At 41.0% G+C, this 14,352-nt stretch carries 13 protein-coding genes; 2 read left to right on the top strand and 11 right to left on the bottom strand.

What is annotated here, in order from left to right; all coding sequences use genetic code 11:
• The first annotated feature begins 229 nt into the window (after positions 1-229).
• Complete coding sequence (locus B3F51_RS11115; RefSeq protein WP_286947114.1) at positions 230-1,789, top strand: hypothetical protein; 1,560 nt, start codon at positions 230-232, stop codon at positions 1,787-1,789.
• Positions 1,776-2,144 carry an EscU/YscU/HrcU family type III secretion system export apparatus switch protein gene (locus tag B3F51_RS11110; RefSeq protein WP_148637515.1) on the top strand — a complete coding sequence of 123 codons (369 nt, stop codon included), beginning with the start codon at positions 1,776-1,778 and terminating at the stop codon, positions 2,142-2,144. Before B3F51_RS11115 ends, B3F51_RS11110 begins: the two co-directional genes overlap by 14 nt.
• 117 nt (positions 2,145-2,261) lie before the next feature.
• On the opposite strand, the gene B3F51_RS11105 is transcribed toward B3F51_RS11110, so the two are convergent.
• From B3F51_RS11105 to relB, 11 genes are all read right to left on the bottom strand, one after another.
• Positions 2,262-3,506, bottom strand: coding sequence for a J domain-containing protein (locus tag B3F51_RS11105; protein ID WP_286808282.1), 1,245 nt, complete (start codon positions 3,504-3,506; stop codon positions 2,262-2,264).
• An 11-nt stretch (positions 3,507-3,517) separates the two neighbouring features.
• Positions 3,518-5,353, bottom strand: a complete 1,836-nt coding sequence (locus B3F51_RS11100; protein ID WP_286947113.1) for an Hsp70 family protein — start codon at positions 5,351-5,353, stop codon at positions 3,518-3,520.
• 24 nt (positions 5,354-5,377) lie between these two features.
• On the bottom strand, positions 5,378-6,022 hold the full coding sequence (gene grpE / locus B3F51_RS11095) for a nucleotide exchange factor GrpE (RefSeq protein WP_286947112.1): 645 nt from the start codon (positions 6,020-6,022) through the stop codon (positions 5,378-5,380).
• A 230-nt stretch (positions 6,023-6,252) separates the two neighbouring features.
• Positions 6,253-7,104: a transposase gene (locus tag B3F51_RS11090; RefSeq protein ID WP_228882268.1), complete on the bottom strand. Its 852-nt coding sequence runs from the start codon at positions 7,102-7,104 to the stop codon at positions 6,253-6,255.
• A 21-nt stretch (positions 7,105-7,125) separates the two neighbouring features.
• Positions 7,126-7,356 carry a YgiT-type zinc finger protein gene (locus tag B3F51_RS11085; RefSeq protein ID WP_148637576.1) on the bottom strand — a complete coding sequence of 77 codons (231 nt, stop codon included), beginning with the start codon at positions 7,354-7,356 and terminating at the stop codon, positions 7,126-7,128.
• A 126-nt stretch (positions 7,357-7,482) separates the two neighbouring features.
• Entirely contained in the window at positions 7,483-8,649 is a 1,167-nt protein-coding gene (locus B3F51_RS11080; RefSeq protein WP_286947110.1) for a LegC family aminotransferase, read from the bottom strand.
• Between the two features lie 279 nt (positions 8,650-8,928).
• Positions 8,929-10,341 (bottom strand): RNA-binding domain-containing protein, encoded by a 1,413-nt coding sequence (locus B3F51_RS11075; protein ID WP_286947107.1) that lies wholly within the window; start codon positions 10,339-10,341, stop codon positions 8,929-8,931.
• A gap of 240 nt (positions 10,342-10,581) precedes the next feature.
• On the bottom strand, positions 10,582-11,835 hold the full coding sequence (locus B3F51_RS11070; protein WP_286947105.1) for an ATP-binding protein: 1,254 nt from the start codon (positions 11,833-11,835) through the stop codon (positions 10,582-10,584).
• Positions 11,836-12,170: 335 nt separating this feature from the next.
• Positions 12,171-13,475 (bottom strand): RNA-binding domain-containing protein, encoded by a 1,305-nt coding sequence (locus B3F51_RS11065; protein ID WP_286947104.1) that lies wholly within the window; start codon positions 13,473-13,475, stop codon positions 12,171-12,173.
• Between the two features lie 247 nt (positions 13,476-13,722).
• A complete protein-coding gene (locus B3F51_RS11060; protein ID WP_286947102.1) occupies positions 13,723-14,001 on the bottom strand; it encodes a type II toxin-antitoxin system RelE family toxin in 279 nt (92 codons plus the stop codon).
• Entirely contained in the window at positions 13,998-14,219 is a 222-nt protein-coding gene (gene relB, locus B3F51_RS11055; RefSeq protein WP_286947100.1) for a type II toxin-antitoxin system RelB family antitoxin, read from the bottom strand. Before relB ends, B3F51_RS11060 begins: the two co-directional genes overlap by 4 nt.
• Between the last annotated feature and the right edge of the window lie 133 nt (positions 14,220-14,352).

Here is a 14,352-nt window from a genome sequence, read left to right as displayed (position 1 = left end):
GACCAAATACCCGAATTTATTTATTCATCATAAACTATATCGACAAAAGTCCCTGAATCCTTAGCCTTTAAGAAAGCACTGATAAAACTTTATCATTTCTGATCTTACTTGCAAATAGCTACTGAAATGATTGATTATCTTTTGCTAATACAGTATAATCTTAACTAACATGAGACTTTAGACACTTCGTCATAACTAACCGTAATTTTAAACAGGAAGGAGCTCTCTGTTGGATAGTATCAAAATCACCTCTACCGTTTCCACCCCCAAAGTCACCGATATACCCAGTAAACATACCCCCAGTGATTCTATTTTTGACATCAATAACCTTGATAACGCTGTAAAAATAGAACCGGTGTCAGAAAACTACCAAAAGGAGAGTTTCCGGGAGACCCTGTTTCAAAATTTGCAAAAAGAAATCTTAAAGCCGCTGATGAACAGCACCACCGCCGAAGCCGATGCCCTGCGCAAACTGGTGTTGATCTCCGAGCTTTTTGAATCCTCTGCCGGTGCCATTCCCAAGGACATTCTGGATGGTATTTTTATTAACTCTCAGGATCTCCTCAGCGAACTGCTGCTGCGGGATAAAACCGACTCGATCTTTAAGGGGGCTTTTTTTGACAGCCTTCGATCACTGGCTAAACTGGAAGGTTACCCCCAGTTAAAAGATGCCATCGTATCCATTCTTCGTCATTATGACGCCTATGTCAATCGCAACCAGACCCTCAATGGGATTTTTCTGGAAAGTAGTCGTTTGCTGATGACCCTGCCTTCCAAAGAACGGGCTCTGCTTGAGCAGCAACTGATCAAACTGGAAGCCGTATTAAGTAAATCAAACGGCCTTGAACAACCCAATCAGGAACTGCAAAACCTGATCAATTTAAAGGCCGCTCAAAATGGTAAACTGGGTGATCAGCTTGAACAGCGTCTGGCCCGAATTGAAGATTTGTTGCAATCGAAAAACCTCAACTACCAGGAAATCCAGCAACTGCTTAAAAACGAAACCATCCCCGCCCTGCGGCAGATTTTACAGTCGCAGGCCTACAGCGATAAAACCTATCAGTCGGTAGCTACCATCATCGATCATATTGTCCGTTATGATAAAGGCAACCCTGAGCAGCTGGAAGCAGCCGTGCTACGGTTTTCTCAGGCTTTAAAACCACTTTCCAATTTAACCGACAGTGATATTGTGGAAATGAAAAACCAGCTTTTTCGTCATGCCAAAGAGGCCGAAATTTTAGCCGAACGGCTGGAATACTCTTCTAAAAATCCTGGTGAAGGTGAAAAGGTGGCCCTGGCTCAGCTACTGGAACAGGCCCTGGATGAAAACAACTCCAGTAAAATCATCAATTCAGCCCACAGCCTGTTAGAAACCATGGTTCGGAATGAAAGCCCGATTCTGACGATTATGCACTTTTTAATTCCGCTGCGCTTTCTGGACGAAAACTCCTACGGTGAATTTTTTGTGGATAAAGACCCCGCAAAAAAAGGTGAAAAAGGAAAGGCCGAAAACGCCACCGATATCTTTTTCACCATTCAATCAGACCGTTATGGCAATTTTGAGGTGGAGTTGCTGGCCCGGGATAAAAACATTACCCTCAATATCAAATCACCTGCCCCCCTGGTGGAAACCTTAAAATCCACCCGTGAACAATTAAAAACCATCGTTGAAGAACAGGGTTATTCCCTGGCTGGTTATGGGGTTGGCGAATACACCCAAAGCCAAACCATCCTGCAGCGATTTCCCAAACTGGCTTTTCGAAAGGTAGGACTCGATGTCACCATCTAAAAATAAAAAAACAAAGGCCGTCCATATTCAGGACGGCCAGATAAAAAAAAATACCAGCAACGATCAAAATGATCCCGACAAACCACTAAAGGTAACCGCTCTGCGCTATGATCCTGAGAAAAATAATTCTCCGGTGATTGTTGCAGCCGGGACGGGTTTTGTCGCCCAGAATATATTAAACGTCGCTGAAGAAAACGGCATCCCCATTTACCACGATGACTCTGCTGCAACTCTTCTATCAAAGCTCCAAATGGGCCAGGAAATTCCCCCGGAGCTGTTTCAGATTGTGGTGAATATTTATGTCTCGCTGCTTAATTTAGCAGAGGGGAACGATGTGGGGGATCGGTTGTTTTGAAGCGTAGTTATTGGTTATCAGCCTCAAAACAACTGAATCGCCTGAAAATATAAGGCATTTTCTGATTTATACTTGGCGGCCCATATTTTGATCGCTCAGATTGTCACACATAGATGCCTATCTCAGTCGCCGCTTGGCTTCACGATTCAAACCGGCGGTATGCTCTGCAAATAAGGCTTCCCAGTCGCTTTGAAACGCTTTATAAACAGCAGGATATCTTTTTTTGATCTGCATAATTCCCCAGGCAATCTCTTCATTACAATCCTTATATTCTGCAATTGTTTGATAATAATCCGCACTAAAGCCTTCTTCCGGTTCGATGTCAAAGCTTTCATAAAAATGTTTGAGCGCCACGACTTTTAGATAGGGAATCAGATAGCAATCACAATCCAGACGTCGAATTGTGGCATCCAGGGCTACCAGTGGCACCAGTTCTTTTTTTAAGGCTTGCAGTTCCTTGTCATTTTTATCAATAAACAAGGCCAGCTCAATAAACGCCATTGCGTCTTCAAAACGTCCGACATCATGATAACCACAGTATTCGTCGACAAAAACGCTGGTCAAATAGTCTCGTTCTTCCTGATCCTCGATCAAACGGAGCAGTTTTTTCATACGACTGATAATGTGGCTGATTTCCTTCTTTTTTTCCAGTTCCAGTCCGGCAATTAACCAGTCAATCATCAGATAGATGTGATCCGGTTGACTTTCCTTGATCGGCGGCACTAACTTAGAAGTAATCTGCCATAGATTTTCATAGTCCCGCAAGCCCCGATAGACTCTGATAGAAATCTGATCAAACTGCGTCGCAGAAGCCGGATAGCGTTCTTTTGAACAGACTATTTCCTTTTGTGCCGCTTCCATGTAACCATGTTCCGCCAACAATGCTATTTTTAAAAAAGCAAGGTCTGCACCCTCTTCTGTCTTTAATTTATCGATTGCTTTTTGAAAGTAGATTTCGAAATCTGCCAGATTATTCTGTTCCAGATACAGTTCGGCCTTAATTAAATATCCCTGAACATTATCCGGATCCATTTCAATTATTTTAGACAAGGTCTTATGGGCCGCTTTATCATTTCCGGTCATGACTTGGATCATGGCATTGTTCATTTCTTTTTCTATTTTTGGCCCGAATTTTCTCAGAATATCATATTTTCGCCGTTCATCGGGATTTTTCAGCGTCTCATAAGCTTTTCTGATCTGTTGAAATTCTTCCGGATGGGTTTCCGGCGGAAACGCTCTTAGTTTTTCAAAATAGCGCTCTTTTATTTTTTCCGGACCGGCCTTGGCAGTTGTTCCCAGAATCTTGTAATAATCTTCCAATCGGTTGTTTTTCCGTTGATCAAAAATACCTTTTCTAAACATGCTGCCACTCCCTAATCCAAATCCAGTTTTATCAGCAAATCTGTTGCTTCTTCAATGGCTTCAATCATGGCACTTCTTTCCTGCGTGGTTATCGCTGCCTCAATTAGCTCCAGGATCTGATTCTCATCTACGTTTATCCTGCCTGACAAATCGGTCCGAAGTTGCTCAAGCTCCTGTTTCAGGACTTTCAGATCCTGATTTTCCAGATCTGGATAGCCAAAATCCTTTTCATCCTCAAAATCAAATGCATCGATAAAACTCATTTGAGTGTGACTGCTCAGATGCTCTGCTGTTTTTGTTTCCAGCAGCGCTTCAATCTTCTTGACACTTGCCCGAAAGACCTCCATCGAGTCCCGTTGCAGTTCATCTTGCATGTTGACAATGACTTTCTTTCCGGTCGACTCTAATTCGGCGGTTACTTCCAGAATGCCATTGATGTTATAAAAAAAGCTGACATTTATGCCTTCCATCCCGGCTGGTGCCGGCGGAATGCCATCGACCAGAAACTCGCCCAGAAAATGGTTGTGCTCAACCCATTCGTCTTCCCCCTGATAGACTTCAATCGAAACCGTGGTCTGGCCATCACAGCAGGTGGTGAATGGTTCGCTCTTACGCACTGGAATGGTGGTGTTTCGGTCAATAATTTTCTGAAATCCGCCGGGTTTCAGGCGGTCAGTGGCATCAACCTTTAACACCGCAATGCCCATGGCAAAGGGGGCAACGTCAGTGGCAATTAACTGCTGCTTGAGCAACTGGCCTGACTTAATACCGGCCTGAACCGCCGCCCCCAAGGCCACCGCTTCCTCGGGATGAATTTCTTTTTTGGGTTTTTTGTTAAAGTATTCCTGCAGTAACTGCTCAACTTTAGGAATCGCCGTGGAGCCGCCGACAAGCAGCACATCACGAATTTCAGAAACGTCCAGCTGAGCATCATCGAGCGCTTTTTTTACCAGCACCATCGTTTCATCAAGAAACTCCGCAATCATCGCCTCGAATTGTTCCCGGGTGATTTGGGTATAGATTCCCAATGGCTTATGATCCTTGACCACGACAATGGGAATGGCAATCTCAACCACCGCTTTTTTAGAAAGCAGTATTTTTATTTTTTCAGCCTCTGTTTTTAAGATATACCTGGCCTGGATGCTGGCTCGGGGATCAACGTCATAGGTCTTTATCATATATTCCGCCAGAAAATCAACCAACTTCCAGTCAAAATCCTCGCCACCCAGAAAATTATTGCCCGCCGAAGACTTTACCTCCAAAATGCCCTTCATCATTTCAACAACAGAAACATCAAAAGTGCCGCCACCCAAATCATAAACCAGGATATTGGCCTTTTTCTTAAGATTGTTGAGACCATATGCCAAAGCGGCGGCGGTCGGTTCATTGATGATCCGCTCCACCACAAATCCGGCAATTTCACCGGCCTGTTTGGTGGCCCGACGCTGTTCATCGGTAAAGTAAGCCGGAACGGTAATAACCGCTTCCTTTTCGCCTTCGCCCATGGCAGCATCGGCATATTTTTTCAGTTCTTTTAAAATAATGGCCGAAGCTTCCTCCGGCAGCAACCGGCGATCGGCAATCGGTAGTTCATCCTTTTGGCCCATCTTCCGTTTGACTGCTGTCAGGGTTCGCTCCGGCATGGCAATCACCGCATCCTTAGCCTCCTGTCCGACGACAACCTGATTGTTTAAGTCAATCATAATGACTGATGGTATTAATTTCTCACCTTTAAATGAAGGGATAATTTCCGGTTCACCGCTGGCGTTGATATAGGCTACTGATGAATTGGTTGTACCCAAATCGATTCCCACAATGGGCCGTTTTCCGACTATCTCATTATGCATACTTACCGTCTCTTTCTTAATTTATTATTGGTTGCTGCTGGTGAGCGTAATGACCAGAGCTTTCCGGACCACTTTTCCTTCACCATCGATAAAGCCCCGCCGCAGCACTTCGATCACCTCATAAGGACGCATCGCTTTATTCTGCCCGGTCAGTTGATCGATTGCTCTGACCTCAACCGCTTCGGCAAAGATCGGGTTAAAGCTTGAACCCAGGAGCTCCAGCTCGCGAATGCCCACCCTTGCCAGACCATCCAGCTCCGAAATCTGGATGGTCTTTAAAAAAGTCCGCCATTCATCGGGAATATTCCCGCAGGTATTCTGCATCACCCCATCGATTGTATCGATCGAATCGATCAGGGTCGACACTAACATCCGGTTACTGTTTTCCCGGATCGCCAGCTCAGTAGCCGCCTGTCCTTTTTGGCAAAGTTGTGTCACATCGCCAAGATTATCATAGATCGGCGTCACCTTATTGATTAACTCCTGGCCCATTTTATATTGTAATCGGGATAATCGATTGATCATCTCCGCATTTTCTTTAATCTGCATCTCCAACTGCTCAAACGGCTGCCCGTTTGTTGCTGCCAAAAGCTGCTTCAGCCCATCTGAAATACTGTCAAGCCGGTCATCCTTAAGTGGCTTCTGCTGCTCCCAAAATTTCCAGTTCACTATTCGCTCCTCTCCTTTGCACATTTCACTTATAAGTATTCTTTATATTATATAAGTTGGATCAGGCCCATTGTCTTTCTTTTCGCCTTCTACTTAAACAGCTTCGAATATTCTATTGGCCCAGATGCATCGTCACCAAGTGTTCAGATATATAACCAACGATAACTATATCTTGTTACACGATACACCAATGCTTGCTAAATGACCATAATTAAGTTGATACATGGTTGTCAGGCATCTAGATGTTTTAATAACATTTTATTGGCAGCTACAGCCGATATCGCAATATTCTTACCAATTTCTTTAAAGGTGTAGCCCTGTTCCACCGCCGCTTTGACATAAGAAATCTTATCGGCACTTAAGCATCTTTGTCTTGATCCTGACTTAATCAATTGAAACGCTTCTTCATTGGTAACCACACGTCTTAAAATTTCATCCAAGCTTTCATTGTACTGGCCGCTTCCCAAATGATTATTACTTTTCTCTTCCTCTTCACCAATAACCGCACCTGCTTCATAAAAATCTTTCGGCTTAATCTTGTCTTCTTGCTGTTCCATAAAATTTTTATATTCGACCAAGGCCACTATCCGGTTTTCAGAAAACATCTTTAAAATCTTATCAATATGCACCTGCTTTTTTATATTATTGCGATAGAACTGATCACTGCTCCAGCCATAGTCAGCCATATTGTGAAGAATCTTAGCCCTGACCGGATTCGCATGAATATATCGGAGCAGGGACAAAAGGTATTTGTCATCGTTTACCAGAATACTTTTATATCTGCCGCCAAAAACGTGATCCCTGCGATTGTGTCTCTTGTTGTAGTTTTTGCTGTAGGTATTATTAATTTTCTGCATGATTTTATTCAGCGGCACTTCTTTTGTCTCGATAATCAAATGGTAATGATTATCCATAATCACATAGCCTAACAGGTTAAAGACATCTTCCTCATTGGCCGTTTCCAGGCATTCTAAAAAATCTTCTTTATCTTGTCTAGTCTGAAAGATATAATCGCGATTGTTTCCCCGCTTGATCACATGGTAAGTGGCTCCCTGAAATTCAACCCTTGGTTTTCTCCCCATCTCATCCTCCATTAGAAAAATTCAGGCAGCACGATTGTCATAATTAACGACCACAATTTCTGTTAATGTATTGCGTAATTGATCGATAATGCGTTCTAATTGTGCAACAACCGTACCACTAAATGATTCTTCGCCGCATTGGATGCACTTATGGCAAGATACATTTTTAACAATCACAATGATGTTTCTTAAGTCAGCCATATAGGTGGTTGTTGACTCTGTCAGCTTCCCGTTACACAAAAAACAATCCATTTTCATATCCTTTTCAGTCATTCGCCGTAAAAACACTATCTTGGTCTCAGTATACACCACTGTTTGCTAAATGTCCAACATTAAGTTTTTAGATGGGTGTCAGGCACCCATCATCTTAGGAAGGTGTCAGAAGCTACTATTCAAGCATCCTACCACACGCAATAATTCTTCTTCCGTCAGATTCGTACTGCAAGGAAGATTGATGATATGTTTAACATACATTCTGGATTTTTCAATCCGATAGGCTTGATTGTTAAGATACGGTTTCTGATCACAGATTAACGCCCAAATGGGCCTCGCCTGAATTGAATTTGATGCCGGAAGACCAATAATTTCATCCCGATTGAGGGGATAATCCGCATTGCAGTAGAGTGAATAAAACCAGTAATTTGGCCGAGTATTTTCTTTAAACGCAAGCATCGCCAAGCCGGGTATCTTTTCAATATTCTTTTTATAAAGCTCAAAATTCCGTTTCTTGATTGCTATAAATTCTTCAAGTCTCTCCAACTGCGCCAGCCCGAGTGCGGCCTGGAGATTCGTCATTCTGTAATTATATCCAACTTCGTCATGTTCAAAATACAATTCATTTTTCTTGGCCTGGGTTGTCAGGTGTTTTGATTTTTTCAAGAGTTGATCATTGTGCGAGACGATCATACCGCCTCCGCCAGTTGTGATTATTTTATTTCCATTAAACGAATAAACACCAAGGTCCCCAATCGTACCTGCGTATTGACCGCCGTATTTGCCTTCAAGATAATAGGTGCCGATGGCTTCTGCCGCATCTTCAATCACATAAAGATGGAATATTTTGGCAATCTCCATTATTTTTTCCATATCAGCCATGTTCCCAAAGACATGAACGACAATGATGGCCTTGATGTGTTTTTGGGTTTTTTTATTGATTAATTGATCATTAATCAATCTGCACTCCTCTTCACAAAATTTCAGGAGTTTTTCAGCATCCAAGTTAAGTGAGTCATCGCAGTCCATAAAGATTGGTTCAGCACCGACATATCTGACAGGGTTAACGGATGCAATAAATGTCAGCGCCGGTACAATCACTTCGTCCTGCTGTGTCACACCGCAACAAAGTAATGCAATATGCAAACCGGCTGTCCCGCTTTGACAGGCCACCGCTCCTTTTGCACCAACATAAGCTGCTAATTGCTTTTCAAACGCGTCAATATACGCACCGCCAGATGAAACCCATTCCGTTTCAATGGCATGCGATACATATTCAAGTTCCCGTCCTTTTAAATTAGGCACTGATAGTGGAATATACTTTTGATTCATTGATCTTTTCCTTGTCATTTTTATTGCCGAGATAACTCGAAGTTTTTCCTATTTCATCTCGATTACTGAGAATGATTAGGACTCTTGAACCTCACCTGCCTGTTCCTAAAAGCACTGTGAATGAGCTTGAAGTCCCTGAAAATGGGACTTGAAATTCGATATGTTCATAGTTTTAGTATCAGATATAGATACTTTTTAGCGCCATTTTGTTAGCCGCAGTGGCTGATATAAGTTGGGGTCAGGCACTGTGTCCCACTCAGGACCATTACTCTGTCTCTTCTAAGAATAATATTTCTGATTTGGACTTTTGGGCGCTTCAGGCTTTGTCATTTTTAATAAACCACCATTTATTAATGGATTTAATATTTTCTTCCTGAAATATTCTCTATCTTTTATTTCAAGAAAATCTTGAATTTCTTTCCTGCTTTTGGGCGTTTTACAAAAATCTAACAATTCGGCAATTCTATCATCTTGCGGGGTAGCTTGCGGGGTAGCTTGCGGGGTAGCTTGCGGGGTAGCTTGCGGGGTCAATGGGATAACCGTCTTAAAGACATCACCTTCTATAAAGACCGGTTCTGCACCTGAATAAATTCTATTGTACTTGAAAATGTTTCTAACACCAGATCCCAACTCATCAACAAACCCGATTTCTTTAAAAACCTTAGCTATTGTCGGATTCTTTGGGAAGGGCGAATAGTTATTTGGATCAATAATGCCGTGTCCATGGGCTTTATTGCTGTTTTCAGCATAAACCCTTTCGTTCTCGATGATAAACTTTGCCGGAAATGGATTAGCAAACTCCCGATGTATCAAGATATTGGAAGCCACTTCTCTGAAAATCTTATCCCTTATATTTATTCTCTGATCTTTCTCCAGATAAAATTTATCATTCAAATGTTTCGCAACAAATTGCATCAATCTTTCATAGCTATCAATTAGATTCGTTCGGATATCATCCCGATCGTCATAACGATCTGTGTCTTCTCGACGAAGAATTGCGTCAGTTCGATAATGAGGAAGCGCTGCTTGAATGAGTTGCTCATTACCAAAAATGAGAATCCCACCTAAAGTTATCCCTTCTTTTCCACTTTGCAAGTCTTTAAGATACAACCCTGCACTTTTTAATAACTCTAAATTGTCCATCGTTTTCCATGGATGATCAGGACGTTGACTTACCGCCAGCTTTCTGACTTTATTAAACACCTCATTTTCCAACTCCGATAATTCCGCAAATGGGAAAATGCGATTTTCTGTATAACTACCCTGTTTTCTAATATACATCCAAGAGACGAGATTTGTGTTAGCGGTTATGTCGATATCCCCATCTTCATTTCGATCATATATTTTCCCATTGCAGCGATGAACCTGTGAACTCTCGGGCACAAAGATATAAAAAATGATTTTTCCATCAATTACGACTTCTTCAACAGATAAATAGAAGGTTGGACTAATTTTCAGGGGATTATTCATTGACGTAATAAAATCCTTCTTCATCTTATCGATTTCTTCCGGATCAATACCTACAATGCAACCCGAATCATTAACGCCAAGAAATAAATGACCACCATTTCTATTTAAAAAAGCACAGACTGATTTAAATACATCTCGATTTAACTTTGTCTTGCTTTGCTTAAACTCAACCGTTATGCCTTCACCACCGTTGATCATTTCATTAATTTTTTCAATTTTCATAACATTAATTCCCTACCATATTTTAATCATAATCCGTAACCTCAGATAGCTAAAACGGGAACATAAAACATTGTTAGACCACAATTTTCTTAAACGACACCTTGGCTACTAAGGCAATGATTGAAAGAGTTTTGTTAACCAGTATACACCACTACTCGCAAGCTGTAAATATAAAGTTTATAAGTTGGTGTCAGGCACTAACTTGTCCAGACCTTCAATATCAGTTGTCTCGCATGATTATTATATCAGCCAAACTGGTACATACCAATTCTTTTCGTTGATTGGCAGTAAATCGTTCGCCATGCAAATGACACTGCCTGTTCCCACTTCAATTTTCAGTTGTGCCAGACTACCAAACTTTTCCGGCTCTGTTACTGGCTTCAAGACATCAAAGTGCTTAATCGCCGTTTTGCCTGGTGAAGCAGCTTTTTTAATTTCGATGGGATAGAGTATTCCATTTTCTAAAATCAACAAATCAATTTCTTTTTTATCTTTATCCCGATAGTAGTAGATCGGCGGCTCCTTTGCGGCATTTAGAAAGCTCTTGTAAATTTCAGAGAATACATAGCTCTCAAAAAATGCCCCCGCCATCGGCCCTTTTTCCAGGGCCTGAGGATTGCCCCACTTAAGCAGATAGGCACAAAGACCGGTGTCTAGAAAATGGAGTAAGGGCATTTTTGTCACTCGCTTTAAAACATTGTTGTGATACGGTTGTACCATCGCAATAATATGCGAGGAAACCAAAATGGAAAGCCATTTCTTTGCTGTCGGAGCGGAAATTCCCGACTCGCTCGCAATTTCTTCATAAACAACCGGTTTACCCGTTCTTGCGGCGACAACTGTCATAAAGTGGTAAAAAGACATTTCATTGGCCACCTGGGTCAGATCTCTAATATCCCGCTGGAGATAGGTATCGACGTAGGAACGATAGTAGGTTTCCCAGTCCACATTTTCTTCGGCATACAAACGTGGCATCGATCCTTTGAAGATTCGTTCAAATATTTCATTCAGCCCCTGCTTTTTGGTGGTCTCTATTCGTCTTAACAATTGCTTGGGATCAGTCGAAAAAACTTCCGACGTTACACCTGATATTTCGCTGTTCGATAAACCAAGAAGATTGACAATACCCACCCGGCCAGCAAGGGACTCGCTGACATCTTTCATCAAATGAAAGGCCTGGGAACCGGTCAGCCAATATTCGCCGTTTTTTTTGTTGCGATCCACTTCCATTTTTATATATGGCAGCAACTCTGGCGCATATTGGATTTCATCAATCAGGACCGGTGCTGTATAGCGCTGCATAAACAGGGCCGGATCGTTCTTGGCCAAATAACGGACATCGGGATCATCCAGCGTAACAATTTTACGATTGTCTTCCGCCAAATTTTCCAGCATTGTTGATTTACCCACCTGTCTGGGCCCAGTTACCAAAAGAACCGGAAAAGTCTGAATAATCCGCTTGACTGCGTCTTCTGCTGCGCGTTTAATATACATGGGTATCACCTCGTTCTCATCAATAAAAAATCCGACTAAAATAATATCTAATTTTATTTTAGTCGGATTGTTTCGTTTTGTCAAGAAATCAATAATCAATAATCAACGCTGCTTCGAAAGGTATACTTTTCGATATACCACTATTACACAAAAACATTCTCCTGTGGATAGTATAAAATGGTGTCATGTACTAATCCGAACTTTCCTTCCGTCGGATAAAAACACCATTCAGACTTTCCGTCGCTTTCCGTCGGAAAATCCGACGGAAAGATAGTTTTTCTATTGAATTCCGACGGTTTAGACGGCTTATGGCTTATAGAATTGAATTTTATGACTCAAGACTCAATATGTTCATAAGCAGTCATTCTACCCTTGCCAACCCGTCTTATGAATCCAGAATCTATTAATCTATTTAATAGAGCCTTAGACTGTGTCTCGCCTAAACCAGTTATTTCCTGAACTGTTTTTCTGGTGATCAATTTTTCTGATCTAATTAGCTTCATTACTTTTTCATCATCGGAAATATGTGCGCCTTCAATATCCAGGTTTAGGTTATCACCATATGTAACACATGGCAAAATAACACTTATTGATTGCTCAGAAAAATCAAATAAGGGTTTTTCTTTGAACTCAGAATAAGCCTGTCTTATTCTCCTGACTCCTGTACCAAAGCGTTCAATCAGTTTTAAACGATGAAACACATCGGCTAAAATCGAATTTCTCGGGATGGAAATATTTTTGTTTAAATAATCATCCTTCGACACGCCATCGGGCAAACCTCCCTGCGAGTGAATAATCAATTGGTCTTTATACATCTCAATCCGTATTGAACCATTAATCAGATAATCTCGATGGATCAGTGCATTCGCCATTGCTTCAAGAAACGCTAATTCCGGTATTTGTATTCTTTCTTTTCGTGGAATTCCTTCAATCGCTAAGTATGGCTTATACCACTGTCTGAAAAATTCAATCGCCTCCTCATATTGAAGTAAAATTGAACCGCCTTGGATGGTTTTTCTATCTAAAAATATTGAAATATTGTCCCCAAAACGAACCATATCGACACAGGAACTTTTTATTTTGTTGTTATCTGATAGCAATTCAGCTGCGTTATTAAAAACGCCATGTTCCAGCAAACCTAGTGAGATGAGTACATCATTTGTAAGCACTTCAATCCCAAGAACACTTTTTAACCATTTGAATAGTATCTCAAATCTCAATTCTTTGTTTTTTGAGGGCATTTCATCAAAATCAATTCGACTTCCAATCAATACCAATTTTTGCAATGCAGTTCGATCAACTGGGACACTGGCTGTATCCATTCTTCTGTATGCTTTGCCTTTATAAAAATAAGGTTGACTCTCACCCTTGTACACGTTTAGAATAAGGACTGCTTTTTTTTCCATTGTTGTTTCTATTAATGTATAGCTTGGCCTTGGTTCAATTGTATCATTAATCGCATTTTCAATCGCTAACCTAAGCTGATCAATATTTTTTATGCCAACAACCTCACCATCATCACTAATCCCAAAAATAATTTCGCCATCACCATAGTTTGCAAATGCACTAACGGTCTTTAAAAATGAGGAAGTAAACTCCTGCTTGAACTCAATTGTTTTTTCTTCTTTTAGTTTGTCCATTATTAAACCCCTTTTTATTTATTGGTGTCAGGCACCGCTTCTTTTCGGTATCACCTCGTTCTCATCAATAAAAAATCCGACTAAAATAATATCTAATTTTATTTTAGTCGGATTGCTTCGTTTTGTCAAGAAATCAATAATCAACGCTGCTTCGAAAGGTATATTTTTCTATATACCACTATTACATAAAAACATTCACCTGTAGATAATATAAATTGGCGTCAGGTGCCTAAGCTGCTTAGCTACTTTATTTATAAACTTCTCTCCGGTGCCCCACACTTACTATTTCTATGATGATTAATCCATCATCAATATTAGCGATCAACCTGTAAGCACCCACTCTGTACCTCCAAAAATCCTTTTTGTCACCAACAAGCGCCTTACCATATAACCGGGGATTTTCACACCCCTCTAAATTTTTAACAAGCCAAGACTTGATAAACCGCAACTGCACGTTTTCTATCTTTTTCAAGTCTTTTCTCGCACTTTTAGTAAAAACGACTTTGTAACCAGAACCGACACTCAATCGAGGATACCCAACTCTTTAAAGGTATCGTCTAAAGATAGAAGGTCTTTAGACGTATCTTTCTCGCAATCTCTAAGAGCAATAAGATCATACTCATCCTCTAGTCTTTCAAAGAAAGCCATTTTAACCGCTTCAGAAACATTCATACAATGCAAATCAGCATATCCTTTTATCCATTCTCTTTCTTGTTCAGTCACTCTTAATGATATATGTGCCATGTTTTTCACCTCACTTATTGATCGTGTTACATTGTAACACTCAATTGGGAATTTGTCAATATGAAATGTTTCGCCTATCATTATATTATTCGTATGTGTCAGGCACTCTGTACCCTAGATTCCCGGAATTTAT

This window comes from Acetobacterium sp. UBA5834, from assembly GCF_002435675.1.
In the GTDB taxonomy this organism is placed as follows: Bacteria; Bacillota; Clostridia; order Eubacteriales; family Eubacteriaceae; genus Acetobacterium; species Acetobacterium wieringae.
The sequence above is the reverse complement of the archived record's forward strand: the minus strand, read 5'-3'. Positions and strand labels throughout refer to the sequence as shown.

What these genes read in the sequence shown, in the direction of transcription:
- B3F51_RS11110 (WP_148637515.1), top strand. Translation starts at nt 1,776, where the DNA reads ATGTCACCATCTAAAAATAAAAAAACAAAGGCCGTCCATATTCAGGAC.
- B3F51_RS11075 (WP_286947107.1), bottom strand. Translation starts at nt 10,341, where the DNA reads ATGAAAATTGAAAAAATTAATGAAATGATCAACGGTGGTGAAGGCATA.
- B3F51_RS11070 (WP_286947105.1), bottom strand. Translation starts at nt 11,835, where the DNA reads ATGTATATTAAACGCGCAGCAGAAGACGCAGTCAAGCGGATTATTCAG.
- B3F51_RS11065 (WP_286947104.1), bottom strand. Translation starts at nt 13,475, where the DNA reads ATGGACAAACTAAAAGAAGAAAAAACAATTGAGTTCAAGCAGGAGTTT.
- B3F51_RS11090 (WP_228882268.1), bottom strand. Translation starts at nt 7,104, where the DNA reads ATGGGGAGAAAACCAAGGGTTGAATTTCAGGGAGCCACTTACCATGTG.
- B3F51_RS11100 (WP_286947113.1), bottom strand. Translation starts at nt 5,353, where the DNA reads ATGCATAATGAGATAGTCGGAAAACGGCCCATTGTGGGAATCGATTTG.
- B3F51_RS11080 (WP_286947110.1), bottom strand. Translation starts at nt 8,649, where the DNA reads ATGAATCAAAAGTATATTCCACTATCAGTGCCTAATTTAAAAGGACGG.
- B3F51_RS11105 (WP_286808282.1), bottom strand. Translation starts at nt 3,506, where the DNA reads ATGTTTAGAAAAGGTATTTTTGATCAACGGAAAAACAACCGATTGGAA.
- B3F51_RS11085 (WP_148637576.1), bottom strand. Translation starts at nt 7,356, where the DNA reads ATGGATTGTTTTTTGTGTAACGGGAAGCTGACAGAGTCAACAACCACC.
- relB (WP_286947100.1), bottom strand. Translation starts at nt 14,219, where the DNA reads ATGGCACATATATCATTAAGAGTGACTGAACAAGAAAGAGAATGGATA.